The sequence below is a fragment of the Tenacibaculum singaporense genome, from assembly GCF_003867015.1.
In the GTDB taxonomy this organism is placed as follows: Bacteria; Bacteroidota; Bacteroidia; order Flavobacteriales; family Flavobacteriaceae; genus Polaribacter; species Polaribacter singaporensis.
Map to the genome: position 1 here is coordinate 61,415 of NZ_CP032548.1, position 23,419 is coordinate 84,833.

At 32.3% G+C, this 23,419-nt stretch carries 24 protein-coding genes; 5 read left to right on the forward strand and 19 right to left on the reverse strand.

What is annotated here, in order from left to right; all coding sequences use genetic code 11:
* The first annotated feature begins 155 nt into the window (after positions 1-155).
* On the forward strand, positions 156-2,771 hold the full coding sequence (alaS, locus tag D6T69_RS00245) for an alanine--tRNA ligase (RefSeq protein WP_125065902.1): 2,616 nt from the start codon (positions 156-158) through the stop codon (positions 2,769-2,771).
* A 40-nt stretch (positions 2,772-2,811) separates the two neighbouring features.
* On the opposite strand, the gene D6T69_RS00250 is transcribed toward alaS, so the two are convergent.
* The 17 genes from D6T69_RS00250 to D6T69_RS00330 all read right to left on the reverse strand — a co-directional run bounded on the left by D6T69_RS00250 (position 2,812) and on the right by D6T69_RS00330 (position 16,822).
* Positions 2,812-4,098 carry a cryptochrome/photolyase family protein gene (locus tag D6T69_RS00250; protein WP_125065903.1) on the reverse strand — a complete coding sequence of 429 codons (1,287 nt, stop codon included), beginning with the start codon at positions 4,096-4,098 and terminating at the stop codon, positions 2,812-2,814.
* Positions 4,088-4,573: an SRPBCC family protein gene (locus tag D6T69_RS00255; protein ID WP_125065904.1), complete on the reverse strand. Its 486-nt coding sequence runs from the start codon at positions 4,571-4,573 to the stop codon at positions 4,088-4,090. Before D6T69_RS00255 ends, D6T69_RS00250 begins: the two co-directional genes overlap by 11 nt.
* Positions 4,573-5,115 (reverse strand): glutathione peroxidase, encoded by a 543-nt coding sequence (locus tag D6T69_RS00260; RefSeq protein ID WP_206197825.1) that lies wholly within the window; start codon positions 5,113-5,115, stop codon positions 4,573-4,575. Before D6T69_RS00260 ends, D6T69_RS00255 begins: the two co-directional genes overlap by 1 nt.
* Position 5,116: 1 nt before the next feature.
* Positions 5,117-5,638 carry a CIA30 family protein gene (locus D6T69_RS00265; RefSeq protein WP_125065905.1) on the reverse strand — a complete coding sequence of 174 codons (522 nt, stop codon included), beginning with the start codon at positions 5,636-5,638 and terminating at the stop codon, positions 5,117-5,119.
* Between the two features lie 3 nt (positions 5,639-5,641).
* Positions 5,642-6,319 (reverse strand): SDR family NAD(P)-dependent oxidoreductase, encoded by a 678-nt coding sequence (locus D6T69_RS00270; protein ID WP_125065906.1) that lies wholly within the window; start codon positions 6,317-6,319, stop codon positions 5,642-5,644.
* Positions 6,320-6,321: 2 nt separating this feature from the next.
* Positions 6,322-7,740, reverse strand: coding sequence for an SDR family oxidoreductase (locus D6T69_RS00275; RefSeq protein ID WP_125065907.1), 1,419 nt, complete (start codon positions 7,738-7,740; stop codon positions 6,322-6,324).
* On the reverse strand, positions 7,737-8,294 hold the full coding sequence (locus D6T69_RS00280) for a flavin reductase family protein (RefSeq protein ID WP_240628336.1): 558 nt from the start codon (positions 8,292-8,294) through the stop codon (positions 7,737-7,739). The genes D6T69_RS00275 and D6T69_RS00280 overlap by 4 nt, the downstream gene beginning before the upstream one ends.
* A gap of 56 nt (positions 8,295-8,350) precedes the next feature.
* The gene (locus D6T69_RS00285) at positions 8,351-9,661 is read right to left on the reverse strand and encodes an ABC1 kinase family protein (protein ID WP_125065909.1); all 1,311 of its coding nucleotides are present in this window, start codon (positions 9,659-9,661) and stop codon (positions 8,351-8,353) included.
* On the reverse strand, positions 9,658-10,311 hold the full coding sequence (locus D6T69_RS00290; protein WP_125065910.1) for a TetR family transcriptional regulator C-terminal domain-containing protein: 654 nt from the start codon (positions 10,309-10,311) through the stop codon (positions 9,658-9,660). The genes D6T69_RS00285 and D6T69_RS00290 overlap by 4 nt, the downstream gene beginning before the upstream one ends.
* A 3-nt stretch (positions 10,312-10,314) precedes the next feature.
* A complete protein-coding gene (locus tag D6T69_RS00295; protein WP_125065911.1) occupies positions 10,315-10,788 on the reverse strand; it encodes a TspO/MBR family protein in 474 nt (157 codons plus the stop codon).
* Positions 10,775-11,476, reverse strand: coding sequence for a lycopene cyclase domain-containing protein (locus D6T69_RS00300; RefSeq protein ID WP_164506664.1), 702 nt, complete (start codon positions 11,474-11,476; stop codon positions 10,775-10,777). Before D6T69_RS00300 ends, D6T69_RS00295 begins: the two co-directional genes overlap by 14 nt.
* Positions 11,473-11,928 (reverse strand): sterol desaturase family protein, encoded by a 456-nt coding sequence (locus D6T69_RS00305; RefSeq protein ID WP_206197826.1) that lies wholly within the window; start codon positions 11,926-11,928, stop codon positions 11,473-11,475. The genes D6T69_RS00300 and D6T69_RS00305 overlap by 4 nt, the downstream gene beginning before the upstream one ends.
* The gene (locus tag D6T69_RS00310) at positions 11,925-12,371 is read right to left on the reverse strand and encodes a hypothetical protein (RefSeq protein ID WP_125065913.1); all 447 of its coding nucleotides are present in this window, start codon (positions 12,369-12,371) and stop codon (positions 11,925-11,927) included. The genes D6T69_RS00305 and D6T69_RS00310 overlap by 4 nt, the downstream gene beginning before the upstream one ends.
* Positions 12,368-13,210, reverse strand: coding sequence for a phytoene/squalene synthase family protein (locus D6T69_RS00315; RefSeq protein WP_125065914.1), 843 nt, complete (start codon positions 13,208-13,210; stop codon positions 12,368-12,370). The genes D6T69_RS00310 and D6T69_RS00315 overlap by 4 nt, the downstream gene beginning before the upstream one ends.
* Positions 13,194-14,675 (reverse strand): phytoene desaturase family protein, encoded by a 1,482-nt coding sequence (locus D6T69_RS00320; RefSeq protein ID WP_125065915.1) that lies wholly within the window; start codon positions 14,673-14,675, stop codon positions 13,194-13,196. Before D6T69_RS00320 ends, D6T69_RS00315 begins: the two co-directional genes overlap by 17 nt.
* A gap of 77 nt (positions 14,676-14,752) precedes the next feature.
* A complete protein-coding gene (locus D6T69_RS00325; protein WP_125065916.1) occupies positions 14,753-15,712 on the reverse strand; it encodes a fasciclin domain-containing protein in 960 nt (319 codons plus the stop codon).
* Between the two features lie 216 nt (positions 15,713-15,928).
* A complete protein-coding gene (locus D6T69_RS00330; protein ID WP_125065917.1) occupies positions 15,929-16,822 on the reverse strand; it encodes a MerR family transcriptional regulator in 894 nt (297 codons plus the stop codon).
* 111 nt (positions 16,823-16,933) lie between these two features.
* Between D6T69_RS00330 and D6T69_RS00335 the strand changes: the two genes are divergently transcribed.
* Positions 16,934-17,884 (forward strand): GSCFA domain-containing protein, encoded by a 951-nt coding sequence (locus D6T69_RS00335; RefSeq protein ID WP_125065918.1) that lies wholly within the window; start codon positions 16,934-16,936, stop codon positions 17,882-17,884.
* Between the two features lie 11 nt (positions 17,885-17,895).
* Here D6T69_RS00335 and D6T69_RS00340 read toward each other — a convergent pair whose 3' ends face one another.
* Together D6T69_RS00340 and D6T69_RS00345 are read right to left on the reverse strand one after the other, a co-directional pair.
* Complete coding sequence (locus D6T69_RS00340) at positions 17,896-18,177, reverse strand: rhodanese-like domain-containing protein (RefSeq protein ID WP_047790052.1); 282 nt, start codon at positions 18,175-18,177, stop codon at positions 17,896-17,898.
* Positions 18,178-18,211: 34 nt separating this feature from the next.
* On the reverse strand, positions 18,212-19,969 hold the full coding sequence (locus tag D6T69_RS00345) for an aromatic amino acid hydroxylase (protein ID WP_125065919.1): 1,758 nt from the start codon (positions 19,967-19,969) through the stop codon (positions 18,212-18,214).
* A 115-nt stretch (positions 19,970-20,084) separates the two neighbouring features.
* On the opposite strand from D6T69_RS00345, the gene D6T69_RS00350 reads away from it, so the two are divergent.
* The 3 genes from D6T69_RS00350 (at position 20,085) to D6T69_RS00360 (ending at position 23,402) form a co-directional block, all read left to right on the forward strand.
* Positions 20,085-20,852, forward strand: coding sequence for a M48 family metalloprotease (locus tag D6T69_RS00350; protein ID WP_125065920.1), 768 nt, complete (start codon positions 20,085-20,087; stop codon positions 20,850-20,852).
* A gap of 397 nt (positions 20,853-21,249) precedes the next feature.
* Positions 21,250-22,767 carry a 2,3-bisphosphoglycerate-independent phosphoglycerate mutase gene (gene gpmI / locus D6T69_RS00355; RefSeq protein ID WP_125065921.1) on the forward strand — a complete coding sequence of 506 codons (1,518 nt, stop codon included), beginning with the start codon at positions 21,250-21,252 and terminating at the stop codon, positions 22,765-22,767.
* Between the two features lie 104 nt (positions 22,768-22,871).
* The gene (locus D6T69_RS00360) at positions 22,872-23,402 is read left to right on the forward strand and encodes a thioredoxin family protein (protein WP_125065922.1); all 531 of its coding nucleotides are present in this window, start codon (positions 22,872-22,874) and stop codon (positions 23,400-23,402) included.
* Positions 23,403-23,419: the final 17 nt, after the last annotated feature.

A 23,419-nucleotide genomic window follows, 5' to 3' on the forward strand; every position in this document is an offset into this window, starting at 1 on the left:
AATGCTAAATGTACTATTTTTGTGCTTTTTAAATTAAGCATCCTTAGAGGGGATGTACAATTTGAAAACTCACAAATTTACAAAATCTTTTAAAACTTCTTTTTACAAGCAGTTTTTTAAACATATTTTAACAAAATCCAGATACCCAGAGTTGTATGAAATCTCAAGATATTAGAGCTAAATTTTTAGATTTTTTTAAATCAAAACAACACGAAATTGTTCCTTCAGCACCTATGGTGTTAAAGAACGATCCTACTTTAATGTTTACCAACGCTGGTATGGTACCATTTAAAGAGTTTTTCTTAGGAAACTCAACTCCTAAAAATGGTAGGGTTTCTGATAGCCAAAAATGTTTACGTGTTTCTGGTAAGCACAACGATTTGGAAGAGGTTGGTTACGATACTTACCACCACACCATGTTTGAGATGCTAGGTAACTGGAGTTTTGGTGATTATTTTAAGAAAGAAGCTATTGCTTGGGCTTGGGAATTATTAACTGAAGTTTACAAAGTAGATAAAGACATTTTATACGTAACTGTTTTTGAAGGTGATGAAAAGGACGGTACAAAAATGGATCAAGAGGCATACGATATTTGGAAACAATACATTGCTGAAGATCGTATCTTAATGGGTAACAAAAAAGATAACTTCTGGGAAATGGGTGAGCAAGGTCCTTGTGGTCCGTGTTCTGAAATCCATGTAGATATTCGTTCTGCTGAAGAAAAGGCTAAAGTTGATGGGAAATCGTTAGTAAACGAAGATCACCCTCAGGTTGTTGAAATCTGGAACTTGGTATTCATGCAATACAATCGTAAAGCTGATGGTTCTTTAGTTGAACTTCCTGCGAAACATATCGATACTGGTATGGGATTTGAACGTTTATGTATGGTGTTACAAGGTGTTCAATCTAACTACGATACTGACGTATTTACTCCTTTAATTCGTGAAGTTGAAACAATTACTGGTGCTAAGTACGGAAAAGATGAAAAAATTGACATTGCTATTCGTGTAATTGCCGACCACGTTCGTGCTGTTGCTTTTGCGATTGCAGATGGTCAATTACCAAGTAATAATGGTGCTGGTTATGTAATTCGTCGTATTTTACGTCGTGCTATTCGTTACGGATTTACTTTCTTAAACCAAAAAGAGCCTTTTATTTATAAGTTAGTAGAAACTTTAGCATACCAAATGGGAGGCGCATTCCCTGAAATTAGAAAACAAAATACTTTAGTACACAATGTTATTAAGGAAGAAGAAACTTCTTTCTTACGTACATTAGATCAAGGATTATTATTATTAGATCAAGTTATTGCAACCACTAATGGTAAAACTGTTTCTGGTAAACGTGCTTTTGAATTATATGACACTTACGGATTCCCTCTTGATTTAACACAGTTAATTGCTCGTGAAAAGGGGTATGAAATTAATGAAGAGGAATTTAATGCTGGTATGAAAGCTCAAAAAGAACGTTCTCGTGCAGCTTCTGCTAGTGAAACGGGTGATTGGGTTACTTTATTAGATGATGATGTTGAAGAGTTTATCGGTTACGACATATTAACCACTAATGTAAAACTAACTCGCTACAGAAAAGTTAGTACCAAAAAAGGAGGTGACCAATATCAACTGGTATTCAACATGACTCCTTTTTATCCAGAAGGTGGTGGACAGGTTGGTGACAAAGGATATATTGAATCTCCTAATGGTGATATTATTTATGTGCTTGATACCAAAAAAGAGAACAATGTTATCATTCATTTCACAAAGAATTTACCTAAAAACTTACACGAAACTTTTAAAGCTGTTGTAAATAAAGAACATAGAAGTTTAGCGGCTAGTAACCACTCGGCTACCCACTTATTACACCAAGCGTTACGTACTATTTTAGGAGACCATGTAGAACAAAAAGGTTCGTTGGTTAGTCCTGATTATTTACGTTTTGACTTTTCTCACTTCTCTAAAGTAGACAATGATCAACTAGAGGCTGTTGAAGAGTTTGTAAACGCTCGTATTCGTGAAAACCTTCCATTACAAGAGCAAAGAAATATCCCAATGCAACAAGCTATTGACGAAGGTGCTGTAGCTTTATTTGGTGAAAAATATGGTGATAGTGTTCGTACCATTCGTTTTGGACAATCAATGGAATTATGTGGAGGTACGCACGTACAACAAACTGGTGATATTTGGTATTTCAAAATAAAATCGGAAGGTGCTGTTGCTGCAGGAATTAGAAGAATCGAAGCAATTACCAATGTTGCTGTTGGTGATTACTTTGAAGATGTTGAGCGTAACTACGATGCTGTAAAACAATTATTGAAAAACCCTAAAGATGTTGCTAAATCTGTGAGTAGTTTACAAGATGAAAATGCTGCTTTAAAAAAGCAAGTTGAGCAACTATTAAAAGATAAAGCTAAAAACATGAAAGGCGAACTTAAAAACCAATTACAAGAAGTAAATGGAGTTCAGTTTTTAGCAACAAAAGTAGATTTAGATCCTAACAGTATTAAAAACTTATTATTTGAGTTAGGTGGAGAAATTAACAATTTATTTGTGGTATTTGCCACTGCTCCTTCTGCTGAAAAGGCTATGTTAACTTGTTATATTTCTAAAGAGTTAGCTAATGAAAAAGGCTATGATGCTGGTAAAGTTGTTAGAGAATTAGGAAAACTAATCCACGGTGGTGGTGGTGGACAAAATTTCTTTGCAACTGCTGGTGGTAAAAACCCTGGTGGAATTCCAAAGGCATTAGAGAGAGCTAAAGATTATATCGCTTAATACATACTAAAAAAGGTTCAGAAAATTCTGAACCTTTTTTTTATTCTAGTGCTTTTTTATACGTACTTATCGCTCGTTCTCTAGCTAATTTATGTTCTACCATAGGTTGTGGGTAGGTTAGCTCATCAAAGTCTTTTACCCATTTTCTAACATACTGTAAATCTTTATCAAACTTTTTTAATTGAGATTCTGGATTGAATACTCTAAAATACGGAGCTGCATCGCAACCCGTACCTGCTGCCCATTGCCAATTTCCGTTATTTGCTGACAGGTCATAATCCAACAGCTTTTCTGCAAAGTAAGCTTCTCCCCAACGCCAATCAATCAATAAATGTTTGCATAAAAACCCAGCGGTTATCATACGTACTCTGTTGTGCATGTATCCAGTTTTATTTAACTCTCGCATGCCTGCATCAACCATTGGATACCCTGTTTTACCTTCACACCATTTTTTAAATTCTTCTTCATTATTTCTCCAAGGAACAGCGTCATACTTTTGTTTGAAGTTTTGAGTAACTACTTTCGGAAAATGATATAAAATCTGCATGAAAAACTCACGCCAAATCAGCTCACTTAAAAAAGTTTGGTTGGTTTTTAAAGCAAAACGGACCATTTTTCGAGTACTTACCAATCCGAAACGCAGGTATGGTGACAAGTATGAAGTTTTATCTTCAGCAGGAAAATCTCTCACCTCATCATATTCCTCTAAATTAGATAGGTTGTATGGTTTTACTTTAATCGTACTTTTTTCAAAACCTATGAAAGCTAATAATGGAAATTCAGATGAAAACTGATAAAAATCAGTAAAATCTATCACAAAGTCCTGTATATCTTTCTTTTCAGAGAAGTTTTGTAACCATTTGTTTTTATAGGGAGTAAAAACTGTGTACGGAGTTCCATCATTCTTTACAACTTCGTTTTCTTCAAAAATTACTTGATCTTTAAAAGCATTAAATCTTATTCCTTTTGATGCTAAAAAGTCGGCTACTTCCTTATCTCTTTTAATTGCATAAGGTTCATAATCTTTATTTGTATAAACTGCTTCAATTGTATATTCTTCTGTTAGTTTTTTCCAAATTGCTAACGGTTTTCCTTTTTTAACTAAGAGAGATGATTGATGCTTTTTCAGCTCCTCATCTAGGTTTTGTAAGGTTTCGTAAATAAAAGTTACTCGCGCATCATTCTTAGGAAGGTTTTCTAAAATATCTTCATCAAAAATAAATAACGGAACTACTTTATTTCCTGATTGTAGCGCTTCATGTAGTCCTTTGTTATCTTCTAAACGTAAATCTCGACGAAACCAAAAAATCGATACTTTATCTTCCATTAAATAATTTTTCTAACGTACTATAACGGTGTTTAAAAATTCCTTTTAACTGCCTTTTTATAAAGATTGATTGGGCGATATGCCCTAAAAAACCAAAAGGTATTTTGTATGAAATTTTGTCTTTCATTAACGTTTTTCCTTCTGGCAACTCTTCAAACCAATGCTCATGATGCCACATTGCATAAGGACCAAATCGCTGTTCATCTATAAAAAACTGTTGTTCTTTTACTTGAGTAATTTCTGTTACCCAATTTGATTTTACCCCAGGCAGGATTCCTACTTTGTAAGTGATAATTTGTCCCGCATACGCTTTTTTATTAACCTCAGAAGTAATTTGAAACCCCATATGTGAAGGGGTTATTTTTTGCAAATTTTCTGGAGCACTGAAAAAGTCCCACGCTTTTTCTAATGGAACGTTTAATGTTTGCTCAGTGGATAAGGTATAAATACCCGAATGTTTTTTGAAATGAATCATTATAACAGTTTGGTGATTTTCTTGCTCATTGGCTTTGTGATTGAATAAAAAACATCAACTAACCTTCCTTCTTCATCTACCAAATATTTTTGAAAATTCCATTTTACTGAAGAACTCATTTTTCCATTTTTCTCTTTTTCTGTTAACCATTGATATAACGGGTGTTGATTTTCTCCTTTAACCTCAATTTTTTCTGTCATAGGAAAATCTACTCCATAGGTTACACTACAAAACGATTGAATTTCTTTTATTGTTCCTGGTTCTTGTCCTCCAAACTGGTTACATGGTAAACCTACAATTACTAACTTATCTTTATGTTTTGAGTACAGTTCTTGTAAACCTTCATACTGATTTGTAAAACCACATTTTGATGCTACATTTACAAATAATATTTTCTTTCCTTTGAATTGATGAAGATCTAGATTATCTCCATTAATACCTTCAATTTTTATATCGTATAACGATTCTTTAGGCTCCACGGTTTGTGCTTTGCCTGAAAAACTAAATAATGCCATGATTAAGAATATTTTTACTATGTTCATTTTATTGAATTGCTATTTTTATGATTTCTAACAAAAAGTCTTCGTCTTTTTTATTTCCTATTAAAACTGCTACTTCTTTTATTTGGTTAGCAGAAAAATTACCAAAGTTTAACTTTCTACCTCTAAAAGCAGGATAAAACCCTTTTAGTGGTAATACAATTTCTTGTTCTTGTGTATTGGTTCTGAATGCTTGCACATAAGAATAACGTTGAGATTCGTCTGACTTTAATCGTAATTGATATTGCTTATCATCTCCTTTTACTCTTAATACAACCTTTGAGTGTTTGTTTAAATTTATGGCTGTTGGCATTCTCGTCATAGCAAATCCACCATTATTCTCAGTTGAAACTCTTCCTGAGAAAACAAGATTCCCTTCATCATTAATCTTAACGGATGAATTAGAAACACCGCCCATTACAGTATCGTTAGTGATATACCACTTTTGTGTGTTGTTATCTTTGTCAAAAATTATAATTTCATCATTCAAACACATAAGAAAACTTAGAATTAAAAACCATTTCATTTTCTACATTTTTACACTTACAATTCCAGCATCAATGGGAATTATTTGTCCTGTCATTGACGCAGCTGCGTCTGAAAGTAAAAAGGTAGCTACCCCTGCTACTTCTTCTGCTTTTAAATATTTTTTTAACGGATGTCTATTTTGTAAACTTTCTTGTTGTTTTTCATTTCGTAATAAACGAGCTGCTAAAGGTGTATCTGTTACCGTAGGAGCAATTGCATTGAATCGGATTTTAGTTGCATATTCTGCCGCTAGCGATTTTGTAAGTCCTTCTATTGCCGATTTACTTGTTGCAATACTTGCATGAAAAGGCATTCCTAAAAACGAAGCTACAGTACTAAACAACACAACGCTTCCGTTATTTTTTGCTAACGAGCTTTCGTAAGCTTTTAAAGTTTTAATTGCTCCTATTACGTTTATTTCAAAATCAGATTGAAAGTCTTCTAATTTTAATCTTGAAAAGGATTTTAGGTTGATACTTCCTGGGCAATAAACTAATCCATGAACTTCTTCTAATTCTGGAAGTTCATCTTTGGTAACATCACATGTATAATGTTTTATATTTTCATGAGTTTCAGGTACTGTTCTACTAATATTTATAATGATATGTGAATCTTTTAATTTATTAATAATAGCTTTTCCTATACCACTACTCCCTCCTACTACTACAATTGTTTTCATACTTACGCTTTTACCAAATGATTAATCATTCCTTTAAATACAAATGCGTGAAAAGGTAAAACGGCATACCAGTACATTCTTCCCCAAATTCCTTTAGGTCTAAAAACTGCTCTTTGATATAATTTGTCTTTTACTATTTCAAACTCTAACCATGCTTCTCCAGGTAGTTTCATTTCAGCAAATAAAATCAACCGTTTACTTTTTTTATCTGCTAATAAGACTCTCCAAAAATCAAGCGGGTCTCCTGGTTCTAATTCTGTTGGGTGCCTTCTTCCTCTTCTTAAACCTACACCTCCAAAAAGTTTATCTACATATCCTCTTATCTTCCAAAGAAAATTGAATTTATACCATCCTGTTTCTCCTCCTATACTCCAAATTTTATATAGTGTCTCTGTTTCATTTTGTACTTCTCTAACTCTAATATCTTTAAAACATCCGTATTGAGGTATTTGAATATGCTTTGCTAGTTGATCATGAAAAACACCACTACTCATAGCATCTTTCCAACTAGAAATTACTTCATTTTGTTCTATTTTTTGAAAAGCTAATGCTACCGCTTCTTTATAGGTTATTGGCATTACATTAAGTAACGTATTAATGTTGCTTGGTTTTGCAATTACTTCAACCTTCATACTATCTACTAAGGCTTGTGCTAGATTAAAAGAGGTTGATGTTACAAAATACAACCAATAGGAAGACAGCTTTGGTGTTAAAACTGGGAGTGTGTAAATATATCTTTTAAAACCTCTTACCTCAGCAAACTGCAATAACATTTCTTTATAGGTTAATATTTCAGGACCGCAGATATCAAAAGATTTATTGTGGGTTTCTTTAACCTGTAAACTATTTTCTAAAAAAGCTAATACGTCTCTAATCGCAATAGGTTGAGTTTTTGTTTTTAGCCATTTAGGAGTTACCATTACTGGAAGTTTTTCTACGATATCTCTTATAATTTCAAAAGAAGCACTTCCGCTTCCTACAATAATTCCTGCTCTAAAGGTTGTTAATGCATAACTGTTTGATTGCAGCTTTTTTTCTACTTCGTATCTTGACTGTAAATGTTTAGATAATGAGTTATCATTTACAATTCCACTTAAGTACACCACTTGTTTGCAGTTGGTGAGTTCTATCAAACTTTTAAAGTTCTCTGCACAGGTTAACTCTAAGTTTTTAAAGTTTTCTGATGTTGTAGCCATCGAGTGTATTAAATAATACGCTGCATCAATATCTTTTGGAAAACTTGTATTTTCTATATTTAAAAAATCAACTTTTATAAAAGTAACATTCGGATTGTTTTCAAACTCATCTGGTATTCTATCTAAATCACGAACACAACAAACTAACTGATGATTACTTTCCAGTAACCTAACAATTAATCGTTTCCCTATATAACCTGTTGTGCCTGTAACTAAGATTTTCATTCCTTTGGTCTTTGATATGATAATCTTGTATAATTTTCTGCAACCATATAAGTGTCTAATCCATTAATGGCTGCTATTTTTTCTTCGGATAGATTTAAAAAACCATCTTCTGACAACATAGAGTCCTTAAAATACAAATCTGTTACTTCACCTAACACTAAAATAGTTCCGTTAGCTTTTATATGATGCTCTTCTAAAAACTTCATTCCTATTTGTAAGGGTGACTCTGCTACAAATGGAGCATGGAAGTTATTTTTAAATTCTTCCGAAAGTGTTGTTTTATCAAATTCTGAAATTTCTGAAGGATATTTAGCCGAAGTATGATGCGCTTCCTCAATTATTGCTTCATTAATAGCGTTGATTGTATAATACCCTGTTTCTTTTATATTGTTATACGTATTCCTAACAACGGTTGTAGGACGTAATACAAACCCTAAAATTGCTGGACTTGAACCATAATGCACCACCGAACTAAAAACTGCAACATTGGTTATGTTATCAAATGATTTTGTTGCAATAAGGTTTGCTGGTTTATAACCAGAAATGCTATTCATCAAATTTATTTTATACAGATGAGGAAACTCGTCTATTTGTTGACGTGTAATGTGCATTATATCGTATTAAAATTATTGATTTTTACCTTGTTTGCTTTTAAATCGTGCATTAGGTTATACAAACCAAAAAATGTTCGGTTGATATAAATAAAGTGTTTTGAACCTCTATTTCCATTCATCTTTTTAAGCTCGGTACTCTTGGCATATTTCTGACCCAAATCTGCTATTTTTCCGAAGAACTCCTCATCTGAAAAATCAAATTCTTCTTGCTGAAAAGGTTGTGTAAAAAGTGATAACATTTCATAAAACAATGCTTTAAAAAAGGTTATTTCTTCAGGTGTATCGTCTTTTCTTAAGATTTCTAACTCATAGAGTTTACTTTCAAAAAAAGCTGGATTATCTATATTTTCTCTTTTTGCTAGTTCGAAATAAGGCACATAAAAACTTTCAGGAACTTCTTTCATACATCCAAAATCTATAACAATCAATTCATTTGATTTGGATACTAAAAAATTCCCGGGATGCGGATCTGCATGCACTTTTTTTAGTTTGTGCATTTGATACATGTAAAAGTCCCACAAAGCTTGTCCTAGTTTATTTGCAATATCTTCAGGCTGCTCATTTTTAGTAAACTCTGACAGATGAACTCCATCCATCCAATCCATCGTTAAAATTCTATCTGATGACAAGTCTGTATAGTATTTTGGGAATTTTAAGTTTGGAATATGTTTACAAGCATTAGCTATTTCATTACTCTGTGCAAGTTCTAATTCGTAATTAGTTTCTTCCAAAAGCTTTTCTTCAACTTCTTTAAAATACTCATCTGAACCTTCTCCCTTAATGTTAAACATTTTCATCGCAATAGGTTTCACCATTGCTAAATCGGTTGAAATACTATCAGCAACTCCAGGATATTGGATTTTTACAGCTAGTTCTTTTCCATCTTTAGTGGCTTTATGAACTTGTCCTATACTTGCTGCATTTACTGATTCTGCTGTAAACGTATCAAAAACTTCGTTCGGTGTTTTGTTGAAGTATTTTTTAAATGTTTTTGTCACTAAAGGTCCTGATAATGGCGGAACCGAAAACTGTGATAATGAGAATTTTTCTACATAAGCATTGGGTAAAATATTCTTTTCCATGCTTAGCATTTGTGCTACTTTTAATGCTGATCCTTTTAATTCTTTTAATCCATCGTAAATATCAGTAGCATTATCTTCATTGAGCTGTTTTTTTGCTTCCTCTTCTGATTTGGTAATTTTATTTCCGTAGTATTTAGCATAATTTACACCAACTTTTACTCCTGTTGAAACCAACTTGGTAGCTCGTTCTATTTTTGACGTAGGTATTCTGTTTAGGGTTTTCATCTCATTGGTGATTTTTCTTTCCACAAAAATTTCGCTAAATCAATCACACTTTTTACAGGTGCTATTTGTTGAATATCAAAACTAGCCTTTACTGACTTCTCTATAAAAAGATCTGTTTTCTCAAAGTTTAGCGACTCGTCTTCTACCCAAAATCTTAGAATGAGCAATAGCTGCATCCAATATCCTTCTGCAATGGTTTTATCTTGAATTTTATTGATTTTATCATTTTTAAAATCAATTTTTTCAAGGCTTATTTCATTTACAAAATGAATAAACTCAGTACGCAGTTCTTGCAGTACTTTTAATTTCGAAAAATCTGTTTTTATTCTTTTTAACTGCACCAACACATACGACCTGTTTACTGTCAACAATTCAAAAAAAGTAAAATAAAAGCTCAGTAATTTATCTTTTGGTGAATAGTCTTTATAAGCTTCTGTTTTGTGTAGTAAATGAATGGTTTCTTTAGCGAAAATTCCAAAAACAGCTTTTTCTAAGCTTTCAAAGCTTGAAAAGTGTTTATAAAATTCTGCTTCTTCAAAGTTATTTTCTTTCGCAAAAGAAAATATTGAATTCGGTTGACCTGATAATAGTACCGTATTCATGTACCATTCTATTATTTTTTCTTGTGTTATGTTCTTTTTTTTTGCCATAGTTTAATTATTTAATACAATATATGCGTTGAGACTGGTTGCAATCGTCATCCATATTAAATACGGAAGTATAAATAAGGTATACCACTTTACTTTTTTCACATACTCAAAAGTGAGATAACCAATAAGTAACCATAATAATGCGATTACAACTAAGCCTAGTTTTGTTAGATGTTGATTAAAGAAAATATAGTTCCAGCTTACGTTTAAAATCCACTGATCTATATACAAAATGAGTACTTTTTTATTTAAAAACTCATACTGAAAACTCACTTTCGTCATGTATATAGCAAACAACACCATAATAGTTGTCCAAGCCACTCCAAAAACCCAACCCGCTGGTGTCCATGGAGCTTTGTTTAAAGACAAGTACCAATCTGTTCTTGGTCCTTCATTCATTAACCAAGCACCAATAGCTAATGCTGAAAAATTAGCTATTAAGAATATTAAAAATCGTATGTATTTATTTTCTTTCAAGTTTCTTTCTTTTTAAATAATTGAAGATTAACTGTATTGAAAACAGCAGGGTAAATGCATAAAAAATATCTTCAAATGGTATAGTGAAAATTCTAAAATCCAAATTCTCTGCGTTATTGTACCAAACCACTGGTTCTTCTATAAAGCTTCCTGTTAAAATTCCGTTGACTAGTAGAAAAGGAATTAATATCACTAAGAAACTAGGGTAGTATTCTTGCAGTGTACTCAAGTGATTCTTTAACGCATAGCCTAACAATAGTAAAAACAGTACAAAATTTACTGTGGTATACCACTTTCCGAAGTTAAAAATCAACAATAAACTCACTAAAACAATGAGGAAAAAGCTTATGATTACTGTCGCGGATTTTGACATTTTAAACTTTGGAAATAAAAACTTCAATGCTTCATGTGTAAACAAACACGCATACGGGATACAAAAGAAAAACATCCATTCTTCTATGGGCATATTCAGTAACTTTAGTGATAAATGATAGTCAGGATTAAATCCCCATACTCCCATTTGCGTAAACCAACTGTCCCAGATTAAAAAAAACAAGGCAACTAACAAAATACTAAGCGCTGCTTGTTTGAAATATTGTATAAAGTGTAGTTTTTTTTCAAAAACACTATACAATAGCGGAATACTTAAACTGCCTAGATTTAATATTAAATATAAATACTGACTCACTGTCTTTTATTAAAATATTTAAAGGGTACAAACAACATCCCGAAACATTCTCCGTCGTGTTTTCCCAAATGTTTGTGATGAATTTTATGTGCTTTTCGCAATCCTTTTAAGTATTGGTTATTCGTTTTATCAAACCACTTAAACCTTCTATGAATTAATACATCATGCACTAAAAAGTAAGCAAGACCATACAACAGAATACCTAATCCTATAAAAAACAAAAAGTTTAACTCTGGTCGAATTCCGAAGTAGAACAATAGGATACTAGGAATTGCAAAGACCACAAAAAAAGCATCGTTTTTTTCAAAAACATGCGGATATCCCGGTTGATGGTGATCTTCATGCAAATACCAACCAAAACCGTGCATTACATATTTGTGTGTGCACCAAGTAACCCCTTCCATAACAATAAACGTTAGTGTAGTTACTGCTATGTAAATTGCTATATTCATAATGATGTATTGTTAATTATATATGTGTGTAAATAACTTACACTGTCTTTTTTTTGAAGCACTTCTTTTAAAAACTGCTTGTCTTTTTTAATAGAAGATGTATACCCTAAAATACCTGGTGTATTTTCTTGTATTACTAACCTTATATACCTTAGATGGACATTGCTAGGGTTCTTTAAAATCAACTCTTCTAATTTGTTTTTATTTGTGTTAAAAACTTTTAGTTTACTCCAAGGCATTGTTTTATATTTTGCCTGTTTCATTTGTAAAGAAACTACATAGGCTTGTATACTTACTTCTTTACTGTTTTTATATTTTTTTATGTAAGACAACTCTGCTTCTTTAGTAGCTAATTCATGGTATTCTATAACAAAATTAGGTGCATTATTGAAACCTATAATCGACATAAAAAACAGTACTCCTAAGATACCACTTTTTATCATATTAAATTCAATTTATACCTTACATAACTTCTTGCTAGAAGATTAATTTTCATAGGGTTTGAAATTCGAATTCTAGTATCCATAATTTTTGTTGAAGGTGTATTTTTTAGCTTTTTTAATAGTTTTTTGTAATACCTGTATGCCATATACACTCCAAATTTTGCCTCAACAGGTAACTTTAAAATTCCGTTTTTGTAAGCAACATCAAAATCATCTTCTATTTCTTTAATAATTGCATTTTTTCCTTCTGCACTTAAATCTCCAAAATTGATATTTGGAAAATAAGACCTATTCAATTCGTTAAAATCTTCTTTTAAGTCTCTTAAAAAATTTACTTTTTGAAATGCTGACCCTAAACGCATTGCAGGCTCTTTTAGTTCCTCATATTTTTGCTGATTTCCATTTACAAAAACCTTTAAACACATTAAACCTACAACGTCTGCTGACCCATAGATATAAGCATTGTATTCTTCTGTAGTTGTATATACTGTTTTGCACAAATCGGCTTTCATACTTTTCAAAAACGCCTGTACCAACTCATCAGAAATTTTGTACTTGTTTACAGTGTGTATAAACGAGTTTAAAATAGGGTTTAAACTAATTCCTCTATTCTTAGATTCGTAATAGTCTCTTTCAAACTTTAATAATAATTGTTCCTTATCGTACTGATGAAAAGAATCTACTATTTCATCTGCAAAGCGTACAAAACCGTAAATATTATAAATATCTGTACGTATTTTTGGTGATAACATCTTCGTGGCTAACGAAAATGAAGTACTATATTTTTGAGTTACCAACTTACTACATGCGTAAGAAACCTCATCAAACAATTGTTTCATCTTTGTACGTTTTTAAAATTAAATCTGAAGCTATTTTTCCTGAAATTAAAGACGGAGGAACTCCTGGTCCTGGCACCGTTAATTGTCCTGTAAAAAATAAATTCTTTACTTTTTTACTTTTTATCTTAGGTCTTAAAAATGCTGTTTGTGTTAAAATGTTTGCCAATCCGTATGCATTGCCTTTGTAAGAGTTGTATTCCTTAACAAAGTCATTTACACAAAAGCTTTCTTTAAACAATACATGTTCTTTTACTGATTGATTTGTTAATCTTTCTAACCTGTCTATTATAACATCGAAATAGCGCTCTCTTAGCTCTGGAGTATCTTCTATACCAGGTGCTAATGGTATTAAAAAAGTAGCAGCTTCTTTTCCGTTTGGCGCAAAAGAACCATCTGTAATTGAGGGAAAGCTCGCATAAAACAGAGGTTCTTTAGGCCAACTGGGAACATCATATATTGTTTTTGCATGCACATCAAAATCTGTGTCAAAAAATAATGTGTGATGACATACATTTTTTAATTTCTTATCAAACCCTACATAAAAGAGTAATGATGATGGTGCAAATGTTTTTTTATCCCAATAACTTTCTGAATATTGTCTTAGATATTTAGGCAATAAAGTTTCTGTATGATGATAATCTGCTCCACTTAACACTACATCAGATTCCATTAATTTTCCATCAACCGCAACTCCAACTGTTTCGCCTCTATCGTTTACTACAATTTCTTCAACATTTGCATTAGTTTGAAATTTCACACCTAAGCTCGTAGCTAGGGTATTCATAGCCTCAATTACTTTATACATTCCTCCTTTTGGATGCCATGTACCTAAGCCGAAATCGGCATAATTCATAAAATTGTAAAACGCTGGAGTGTTACTTGGTTTTGCCCCCAGAAACAACACTGGAAATTCTAAAATTTGAATAAGTTTTTTACTTTTAATTTTCTTTCTTACCTCGTGTCGAATAGTAGAAAAAAACTGAAATATTTTCCCCATAGTAACGGGAGTAACCAGCTCTAAAGGAGAAATCCCTGGTTTATACACCAGATCGTTTATAGAAACATCATAATTATATTTTGCCGATTTTAAAAAAGATTTCAGGTGTTTTGAACTTCCTTTTTCTTCTTTTTCAAAAACCTCATAAATCTCATCTAATGTTCCTGGAATTACTATTGAATCTTTTTCTCCAAAGTACACTTCATAAGCAGGACTCAATCTTTCCAGCTCGTAGTAACCTGATGGCTTTTTACCAAAATCTCCGAAAAACTTTTCAAAAACATCTGGCATCCAATACCAGGTAGGACCTATATCAAAAGTAAACCCTTCTCTCAATAATTGTCTTGCTCTCCCACCAATAGTAGCATTTTTTTCTAACACAGTTACTTCATACCCAGCCTTGGCTAAATAACATGATGCCGACAAAGAAGAGAATCCTGAACCTATTATGTATACTTTTTTTTTCAAATTATTTCTTATAAATATAATTAAATTAACTACGATCGAAAACTTTTTCCACTCGTAATCAACACATTACTATAAAACTAAGGTAAAAGAACACTATCTACTACATGAATTACTCCATTCGTTCCTTGTACATCAGTCAATGAAATTACAACAGACTGTCCTGAACTTGTATCTAATTTTGCTCCACTTGATAAATCAACTGTAACCATATTACCATCAAACATTGTGATTTCTTGGTTATCACTCAATTCATCTGACTGTACATTTCCTCCCGCAAACACATGATATTTTAATACCGCTTCTATAGTTCCTATTGGAATATCTGCTAACGAATTCCAAGAATCGTTACTATCCAACAGTGCTTGAAAAGCGTCATTAGTCGGAGCAAAGATTGTATAAGGCCCATCTTGATTTAATAAAGAAACAAAATCAGTAGTATGACGATCATCTGTCAAAGCTGCAACCAAAGAGGTAAAACCACTATTGTTCAATGCTAAAGTCACCACATTAGCTGGCAACATTACTTTATCTATGGTATGTATAACCCCATTTGAAGCCATAATATCTGTTGCAATTGGTTTTGAATCTCCATTAAATTCTACTGCTCCATCAACTTCCACTTGTAATGACAACATTTCATCGTTTGGACCTGTAGACAACGTTTTTACATAGGTATTGGATAAATCGGCTGCTTTTACCTCTCCAGTTATCACGTGAAATAACAACACAGACTTTAATGTTTCTACTGGAATATCATCTAGAGAACTCCATGAGTCATTACTATCTAACAACGCTTGAAACGCTGTATTTGTAGGCGCAAAAACTGTAAAAGACCCTTCGGCTTGTAACGCCGATACTAAATCAGCTTTTTGTAAAGCAGACACAAGAATACTTAAATTGGAATCTGCAACTGCCACATCAACTATAGTTTTGGGCTTTTCTACCACTGGATCGTCATCATCGCTACACGATGTTAACAAACCAAAACTTAAAAACAGTCCCAAAAACAACACAGAGGTTAAATTCTTTACTTTCATAATTGTACACTTTAAAATTAATGCTTACTCTTTTTATTTTTTATAGTCTATTTTTCAGCCTCGATAGACTTTGTTTATTTTTAAGTAAAAAACATTAAACAAAATAAGTTTTACTAAAAAAATATGTCTTGAAAATCAAAACATTAGTCAAAATTACATTTTTTGTTTAACAAAAACAAATAAAAAATAAACAAAATGAATTTATCCAAAAAAAAATTAGAATTGATTTAGGAATACTTTTAATGAAGAATACACTGTTATTTTCGCTTTAAAATCAACATTATCAACTGTCATAGCTTTATTCCCTATTGCTATCAATTCGTGATTTGTATTTTTAAGCACCTCTTCAATTTCTGAAAAATATTCCTCTACCTTATCATCATATGGCTGGACAGTCATGGAAGTAATGAAACAAACTTTTGTTTTGCTTTTAAAAAAGTAATCTAAGTTATCTAAAGGTAAGCTTTGCCCTAAATAAATTGTGTTATACCCTCTTAATATAAGCTCATAATTCAAATACATTAACCCTAGTTCATGAATTTCATTTTCAGGCAAAAACAACACATAACTCACTTCTGAATCTTTATTAGAATACTCTAATTTCTCTATATTAATTTGAATTTTCTGCACTATTAAGTTAGAAATAAAGTGCTCATGAGCAGGCAACAATGTATCTGTTTGCCACAACAAACCTATATGATTTAAAAAAGGTACAAAAACATCCTTAAAAATCTCTCTAAACGTTTTTCTTTTAAGCAATCTATTATAAGCATTGTTGAATAATGTTTTATCAAACTGAAACATTGCCAACTTAAAAGAATTTATTGCCTCATCATTTACAGCCATCTTAAAAGCTAGTTCTCTGGCTTTTAAAACAATTGTATCATCAGACATCTCCGCTATTTTAGAAATCTTAATATTGTTTTTGTTCAACAGTACAACATTCAGCAACTTTTGTAAATTCTCAGAAGAATAATAACGAATATTGGTATCCGTTCTCTCTGGCGATAACAAATTATAGCGCTTTTCCCAAATTCGTATCGTATGAGCTTTTATTCCTGAAATATTTTCAAGGTCTTTAATCGTGAATGTAGATTTTATATTGTTCAATTTATTTTTAATTCTTTTGAACAAAGATACAAATTTTAACGAATTGCAAACCTACATCACTTCTTATGAAGATTTTATACTTATTTTTGATTGTTATTTTTCTTAAAATTTATGAATCTTCAGACGCAAATACCACTTACGAAGCAAAAGCATAATCTAATTAATTATCAGTCAAAACTACTTTTGCTTGGTTCTTGTTTTTCTGAAAATATTGGTGACAAACTTAACTACTACAAGTTTCAATCAAAACAAAACCCTTTTGGTATTTTATTCCACCCTAAAGCTATTGAAAATTTAATTACAAAAGCATTAAACAAAGAAGAATATACCGACAAAGATGTTTTTTTTCACAATGAACGATGGCACTCTTTTGAAGCACATTCAAGTTTAAGCGTTATAAATAAAAATGAATTATTAAACAGCTTAAATTTATCCATACAACAAACTTTTGAGCAACTACAAAACACCACACATCTTATCATTACACTAGGTACAGTATGGGTATATAGAGAAATTGCCTCGGATAACCTTGTAGCCAATTGCCATAAAGTTCCTCAGAAAAAATTTTTAAAGGAATTATTAAGCGTTCATGAAATTTCTGAAAGCTTAGAAGCTATTAACTCTCTTGTTAAGTCAGTAAATAAAAACATTCCAGTTATTTATACGTTATCTCCTGTACGGCATTTAAAAGATGGTTTTACAGAAAACCAACGTAGTAAAGCACACTTACTTTCAGCTATTCATGAAGTAGTAGAACCGAGAAATGCTATTTACTATTTTCCTTCATATGAAATTATGATGGATGAATTACGTGATTATCGTTTTTATAATGAGGATATGATTCACCCAAATAAAACTGCTGTGAATTACATATGGGAAAAATTTAAACAGGTTTGGATTACAGAAGATTCATACAAAACGATGCAGCAAGTTGAAACCATTCAAAGAGGATTAAACCACAAACCTTTTAACTCAGAATCTGAAGCTCATCAAATATTTTTGAAAAAACTACAACAAAAAAAGGAAACACTTTTACAAGCATTTCCTTTTATGAATTTTTAATCTTTTTATATTTACTTTACTAAATATTGATCAACATTTTGCCAAGGTCCTCCGTTAATTACATCTACCCCATGGCTTTGTAAAAACTCTGCTGCTTGCCCGCTTCTACCACCACTTCTACATACTGCAATTACTGGCTTCTCCCACGATTTAATTTCCTCTACATTTGTAGGAATCGTAGCTAAAACAATATGCTTAGCTCCTTCGCTATGCCCTTCATTCCATTCCGCTAAAGTTCTTACATCTAAAACAACTGCTCCTTTAGCTAAATATTCCTGTATTTCGTTACTCATATTTTTCTTTCTAAATAAATTAAATAATCCCATTTTATACTTCTTGGTAATTTTCCAACAAAAGTAAACCGTTTTCAATTAACGTAGTGTAACTCTTGTTACTTTTCATTTCTTCAAGATATTCACGTAACGCTCCTTTTATTGAAAAATTGTTTAGTGTTGCCAATTCTAACAGCTCTAACGACAACAACCAATCGTTTTTATAATTTGATTTTACTTCTGTAAAAATTTCCTTAATGTCTTCCTCAGAAACCGTGCCACCTTCCCTTAGTTCTCTTACTCTGTCATATAAACTATACAACTTTCTATCTGAGTCAGAATATTGAATTTTGTGCGTTTTGGTTTCCGATACTTTTCCTACATCTCCAAATGAAGCCACATCAGCAGGACCAGCAAAAGCAGACACCACTTCTATACCCACAGCCATATCGTATACTCCCCAATCTGGGTGAAATAACAACGTGTCTCCATGAGTTACTGTACAGTTTTTAAAAGAAATTAGTAAAATCCTACCTCTTAAATCCCTTGTTCCTGTAATTACTTCTCCTACTACTTTTACTCCACCTTCAAACTCTAACGTAACCTGTTCTCCTTCATAAATCCCATAAGCTTTCAAATCACGCGGACTCATATTCTCTATTGGAATATTAATCCCTTTTAACTTTCCTATCGGACTTCCAAAACCTTCTGCATGATAATTTGTTCCATGACCTATTAATTCTTTATCTCTATTTGCTAACGCAGTAGGACCTGTTGTTTGTACATAAATGGCTTTATTATTCTCATCAGTTATTACATTGGTAAAAACCCCTGACACTTGAATACCTGTACTCAACTCGATAGTGCCTAAATTTTTAGAATCTATCAATTTTTCTATTCCTTTTAATCCTCCAGTTCGTATTGCCATTTTATTAGCAAACTGCTCCAACACTAAACTTAAATGAGCAAAATCTGGAGTAACAAACAACTGAGGTTGAGGTTTTGTAATATCAAAACTCACATTTGCAGCATCTAAAGAATAAGGAACCTTTTCTACTTCATCTTTCATACACCATTTACTCTCTCCAATAGAAGACAATAACCCTGCGCCATAAATTTTTGGATTTTCAAGGGTTCCTATCAATCCATACTCCACTGTCCACCAGTGTAAATTTCTAATTTGAGCCATTTCTGAAAGCTCTCCCATGTTATCTTGTAGCCACTCTACTTTTTCTTGTGCTTCATCAATATCTTTTTGAGTAGAATTAGGGTCTTCTTTTAAAATAGATAACAAACGAATAGCTTCATACATTTCGTAATCTTTTGCTGAAGAAATCGCCTTTGCTCCAATTTCTCCAAAACGACGTAAATATTCAGCATATTCTGGATTTGCTATAATTGGCGCATGACCTGCCGCTTCATGAATGATATCTGGTGCAGGAGTATATTCTATATGATCTATCGTACGCATGTCAGATGCAATCACTAACACATTGTACGCTTGAAATTCCATAAAAGCATTCGGTGGTATAAACCCATCAACAGATACTGCTGCCCAACCTATTTCTTTTAAAATACGGTTCATTCCTTGCATGTGAGGAATTTTCTCAACGGAAATACCTGTCTTTTTCAATCCATCTAAGTACGAAGCATGCGCTACTTTTCCTAAATAATCTACATTCATACGCATCACATAGCGCCATACTGCCTGGTTTTGAGCAGTATATTCATCATACGGTTGTTTTACCACAAATTTATGTAAATGTTTGGGTAACTTCTTAGTAACTTCGTTTAACTCAAAGTGAGGCTCCATAATGTTGTTTGTTTTGCTGTGTAAATTTAAGTTTTTTATAGTTCACAAAAAATTGATATCCGTTAAATTATATATTTTGTACTTTTACTTTCGGGACTAATAAAACAACTTATTGATGAAAATTAAAGGAGGCTTAAAAACTCGTTTACTTATAGGTATCGCCATCGTTGCTTTTGCCTATTTACGTAAATGCAGTCAACAAGAGGTAAACCCTTATACAGGAAAAACACAAGCAGTTAGCTTATCTCCAGAACAAGAAATTGCTATCGGACTACAACAAGCCCCCATAATGACTCAACAACACGGAGGTTTATACCCTAACGAAAATGCTCAAGTACTTGTAGATAAAGTAGGTGCAAAGCTCGTAAACAACACGGTAGCTAAAAAATCAGGTTATCAATTTGATTTTCATTTATTAAGAGATGAAAAAACAATCAATGCTTTTGCCTTACCTGGAGGGCAAATTTTTATAACTCATGCTTTATTCACTCAATTAAAAAACGAAGATCAACTAGCAGGTGTACTAGGCCATGAAATAGGACATGTCTTAGGAAAACATTCTAACGAACGAATTACCGATGCCAATTTTTGGAAACTTTTAACCATGGGAGCTTCTGTCGGTGCTGATTTAGGAGAACTAGCGAATAGTATTGGACAACAAACTTTGTTAAAAAACGGTCGTGGTGATGAGTTAGAAAGTGATGAATTAGGTGTTAAATTAATGATTGATGCGGGGTATAATCCTGAAAACTTAATTGGCGTAATGGAAATTTTAAAAGCTGCAGCTGGTCCAAATAGAGTTCCTGAATTTCAAAGTACCCACCCTGATCCTGAAAATAGAATTGAAAAAATTAAAGAAGCTATACGTAAATACAAAAAATAAAAGTCTTTTCAATCTTATGATTTTTGTAACAAAAGACTAATTAAGAGCACTAATTAGTATAACACAAAAATTATTTGCTATGAGTTTTGGAGGAGCTGTATTAGGCATGATCGTAAGCCTAAAAAACAACAAAAGAAAAAAAGGTAAGCGCCTTTGAAAAACTAGAACGATTTCAAAAAGAAAACAGAGATAAATTATATTTTAATAAATCTGCTAGCAAAAAGGAACTTGAAAAAATCCGCTTACAAACCTTAAGAAAAAATAGAACTCGATTTATTAACAATAGTATTGCTCTTTTTATAATCTTCTCTATACTACTATATATTGCTTTTGTTTTTGTGATTCCTAAAATATTCCCCAAAAATCTTTCTTACTTTTGCAGTGCAACACACAACAAATGAACAAAAAAGTAATTTTAATGATTTTGGATGGATGGGGAATTACCCAAGATCCAAAAGTATCGGCAATATACAACGCAAAAACTCCATTTATAAATTCGTTATACGATAAATTTCCACATGCACAATTAAGAACCGATGGAGAACATGTTGGTTTACCAGTAGGACAAATGGGAAATTCTGAAGTCGGACATATGAATTTAGGTGCTGGTAGAATTGTATATCAGAATTTAGCCAAAATTAACAAAGCTGTAGAAGAAGGGACTTTAGCACAAGAAAAGGAACTTCTAAACGCTTTTGAATATGCAAAAACAAACAATAAAAATATCCATTTTTTAGGATTGGTTTCTAATGGAGGAATTCATTCTCATATTGATCATCTAAAAGGTTTACTATCTGCAGCTAACAATTTTGGTTTAGATAATGTATATCTCCACGCTTTTACTGACGGTCGTGATTGTGATCCAAAATCAGGAAAGTACTTCATCAACGATATTCAAGAATACATGCAAGAAACTACGGGTGAATTGGCAACAATTACTGGTCGTTACTATGCAATGGATCGTGATAACCGTTGGGAACGTGTGCAACTTGCTTACGAAGCTTTAGTAAACGGAAAAGGAACTTTTTCTTCGGATGCTCCAGCTAGTATTCAACAAAGCTATGATTCTGGTGTTACTGACGAATTCATCAAGCCTATAATTATGGTTGATGAAAACAACCAACCAAAAACTACAATTAAAGAAGACGACGTTGTTATTTTCTTCAATTTTAGAACCGATAGAGGTCGTCAGTTAACCGAAGCTTTAAGTCAAAAAGATTTTCCTGAATTCAACATAAAAAAACTACCGTTATATTTTGTTACCATGACAAGCTATGACGATACTTTTAAAAACATCCATGTTATTTACGATGGAAAGAACATTGAAAACACTTTGGGTGAAGTATTAGAATCAGCTGGAAAAACACAAATTAGAATTGCTGAGACAGAAAAGTATCCACACGTAACTTTCTTTTTTTCTGGTGGAAGAGAAGAGGAATTTACAGGAGAAAAACGTTTGCTATGTCCATCTCCAAAAGTAGCTACCTACGATTTAAAACCTGAAATGAGTGCTTATGAAATTCGCGACGCTATTGTTCCTGAACTACAAAGCGGTAATGTTGATTTTGTATGTTTAAACTTTGCTAATGGTGATATGGTTGGTCATACCGGTGTTTTTGAAGCTGCTGTTAAAGCTTGTGAAGCAGTTGACAATTGTGTTGAAGACGTAGTAACAACTGCGTTAAATAATGACTATACCACTATTTTAATTGCAGATCATGGAAACTGTGAAACAATGATTAACCCAGATGGAACACCGCATACAGCGCACACCACCAATCCTGTCCCTATGATTTTAATTGACAAGGAGTTAAAATCAATAAAAAGTGGTATTTTAGGCGACGTTGCTCCAACCATTTTAAAATTAATGGGTATTGAGCAACCTAAAGAAATGACACAACATTCGCTTATTTAAAATAATATATCTTATGAAATGAGCCATAACAAGAAGTTGACACCAACCGAAAAGATTATTGGCAAATTACATCTGATGTATTAAAAACAATAAAAATTAAACAGATGAAAAAAATCGTATACCTTTTTGTTGCCTTACTTATTATTTCTTGTGCATCGACACCAAAAAATCTTGCCACTAAAAACGAGAATGGGAATTTAGTTGGTATTGCTACTAAAAAAGACTTTCAACAAGAACCATACGGAAGTGAGTGGTTCAACGATTTTTATTCATATTACGAAACAGATAAAGTTACCGTAGAAAAACTAAAACCATATTTAAAAGACATAAAAATAAAAGGTTTTATGGGAACTTGGTGTGGAGATAGTAAAAGAGAAATTCCTAATTTTTATAAAATTTTAGACGAAGCCAAATTCGATTATAAAAACCTTGAATTAGTCACAGTAAACCGTCAGAAAAAAGCCAATGGTTTAGAAGAAGGTTTCAATGTAATTCGAGTTCCAACCTTCATTTTTTATAAAGACGGAAAAGAAGTTGGTCGTTTTGTAGAACACGCTGTTGAAGATAGCTCAGTTGAAGAAGATTTCTTAAAAATACTATCTGGTCAAGAATACAAACATCCATATCAAAAATAACTGTAAATTTGCGCCTC

Excerpts from the sequence above, each read along its gene's own strand:
- alaS (WP_125065902.1), top strand. The coding sequence starts at position 156 with ATGAAATCTCAAGATATTAGAGCTAAATTTTTAGATTTTTTTAAATCA.
- D6T69_RS00250 (WP_125065903.1), bottom strand. The coding sequence starts at position 4,098 with ATGGAAGATAAAGTATCGATTTTTTGGTTTCGTCGAGATTTACGTTTA.
- D6T69_RS00255 (WP_125065904.1), bottom strand. The coding sequence starts at position 4,573 with ATGATTCATTTCAAAAAACATTCGGGTATTTATACCTTATCCACTGAG.
- D6T69_RS00260 (WP_206197825.1), bottom strand. The coding sequence starts at position 5,115 with ATGAACATAGTAAAAATATTCTTAATCATGGCATTATTTAGTTTTTCA.
- D6T69_RS00265 (WP_125065905.1), bottom strand. The coding sequence starts at position 5,638 with ATGAAATGGTTTTTAATTCTAAGTTTTCTTATGTGTTTGAATGATGAA.
- D6T69_RS00270 (WP_125065906.1), bottom strand. The coding sequence starts at position 6,319 with ATGAAAACAATTGTAGTAGTAGGAGGGAGTAGTGGTATAGGAAAAGCT.
- D6T69_RS00275 (WP_125065907.1), bottom strand. The coding sequence starts at position 7,740 with ATGAAAATCTTAGTTACAGGCACAACAGGTTATATAGGGAAACGATTA.
- D6T69_RS00280 (WP_240628336.1), bottom strand. The coding sequence starts at position 8,294 with ATGAATAGCATTTCTGGTTATAAACCAGCAAACCTTATTGCAACAAAA.
- D6T69_RS00285 (WP_125065909.1), bottom strand. The coding sequence starts at position 9,661 with ATGAAAACCCTAAACAGAATACCTACGTCAAAAATAGAACGAGCTACC.
- D6T69_RS00290 (WP_125065910.1), bottom strand. The coding sequence starts at position 10,311 with ATGGCAAAAAAAAAGAACATAACACAAGAAAAAATAATAGAATGGTAC.
- D6T69_RS00305 (WP_206197826.1), bottom strand. The coding sequence starts at position 11,928 with ATGAATATAGCAATTTACATAGCAGTAACTACACTAACGTTTATTGTT.
- D6T69_RS00310 (WP_125065913.1), bottom strand. The coding sequence starts at position 12,371 with ATGATAAAAAGTGGTATCTTAGGAGTACTGTTTTTTATGTCGATTATA.
- D6T69_RS00315 (WP_125065914.1), bottom strand. The coding sequence starts at position 13,210 with ATGAAACAATTGTTTGATGAGGTTTCTTACGCATGTAGTAAGTTGGTA.
- D6T69_RS00325 (WP_125065916.1), bottom strand. The coding sequence starts at position 15,712 with ATGAAAGTAAAGAATTTAACCTCTGTGTTGTTTTTGGGACTGTTTTTA.
- D6T69_RS00335 (WP_125065918.1), top strand. The coding sequence starts at position 16,934 with ATGAATCTTCAGACGCAAATACCACTTACGAAGCAAAAGCATAATCTA.
- D6T69_RS00340 (WP_047790052.1), bottom strand. The coding sequence starts at position 18,177 with ATGAGTAACGAAATACAGGAATATTTAGCTAAAGGAGCAGTTGTTTTA.
- D6T69_RS00345 (WP_125065919.1), bottom strand. The coding sequence starts at position 19,969 with ATGGAGCCTCACTTTGAGTTAAACGAAGTTACTAAGAAGTTACCCAAA.
- D6T69_RS00350 (WP_125065920.1), top strand. The coding sequence starts at position 20,085 with ATGAAAATTAAAGGAGGCTTAAAAACTCGTTTACTTATAGGTATCGCC.
- gpmI (WP_125065921.1), top strand. The coding sequence starts at position 21,250 with ATGAACAAAAAAGTAATTTTAATGATTTTGGATGGATGGGGAATTACC.
- D6T69_RS00360 (WP_125065922.1), top strand. The coding sequence starts at position 22,872 with ATGAAAAAAATCGTATACCTTTTTGTTGCCTTACTTATTATTTCTTGT.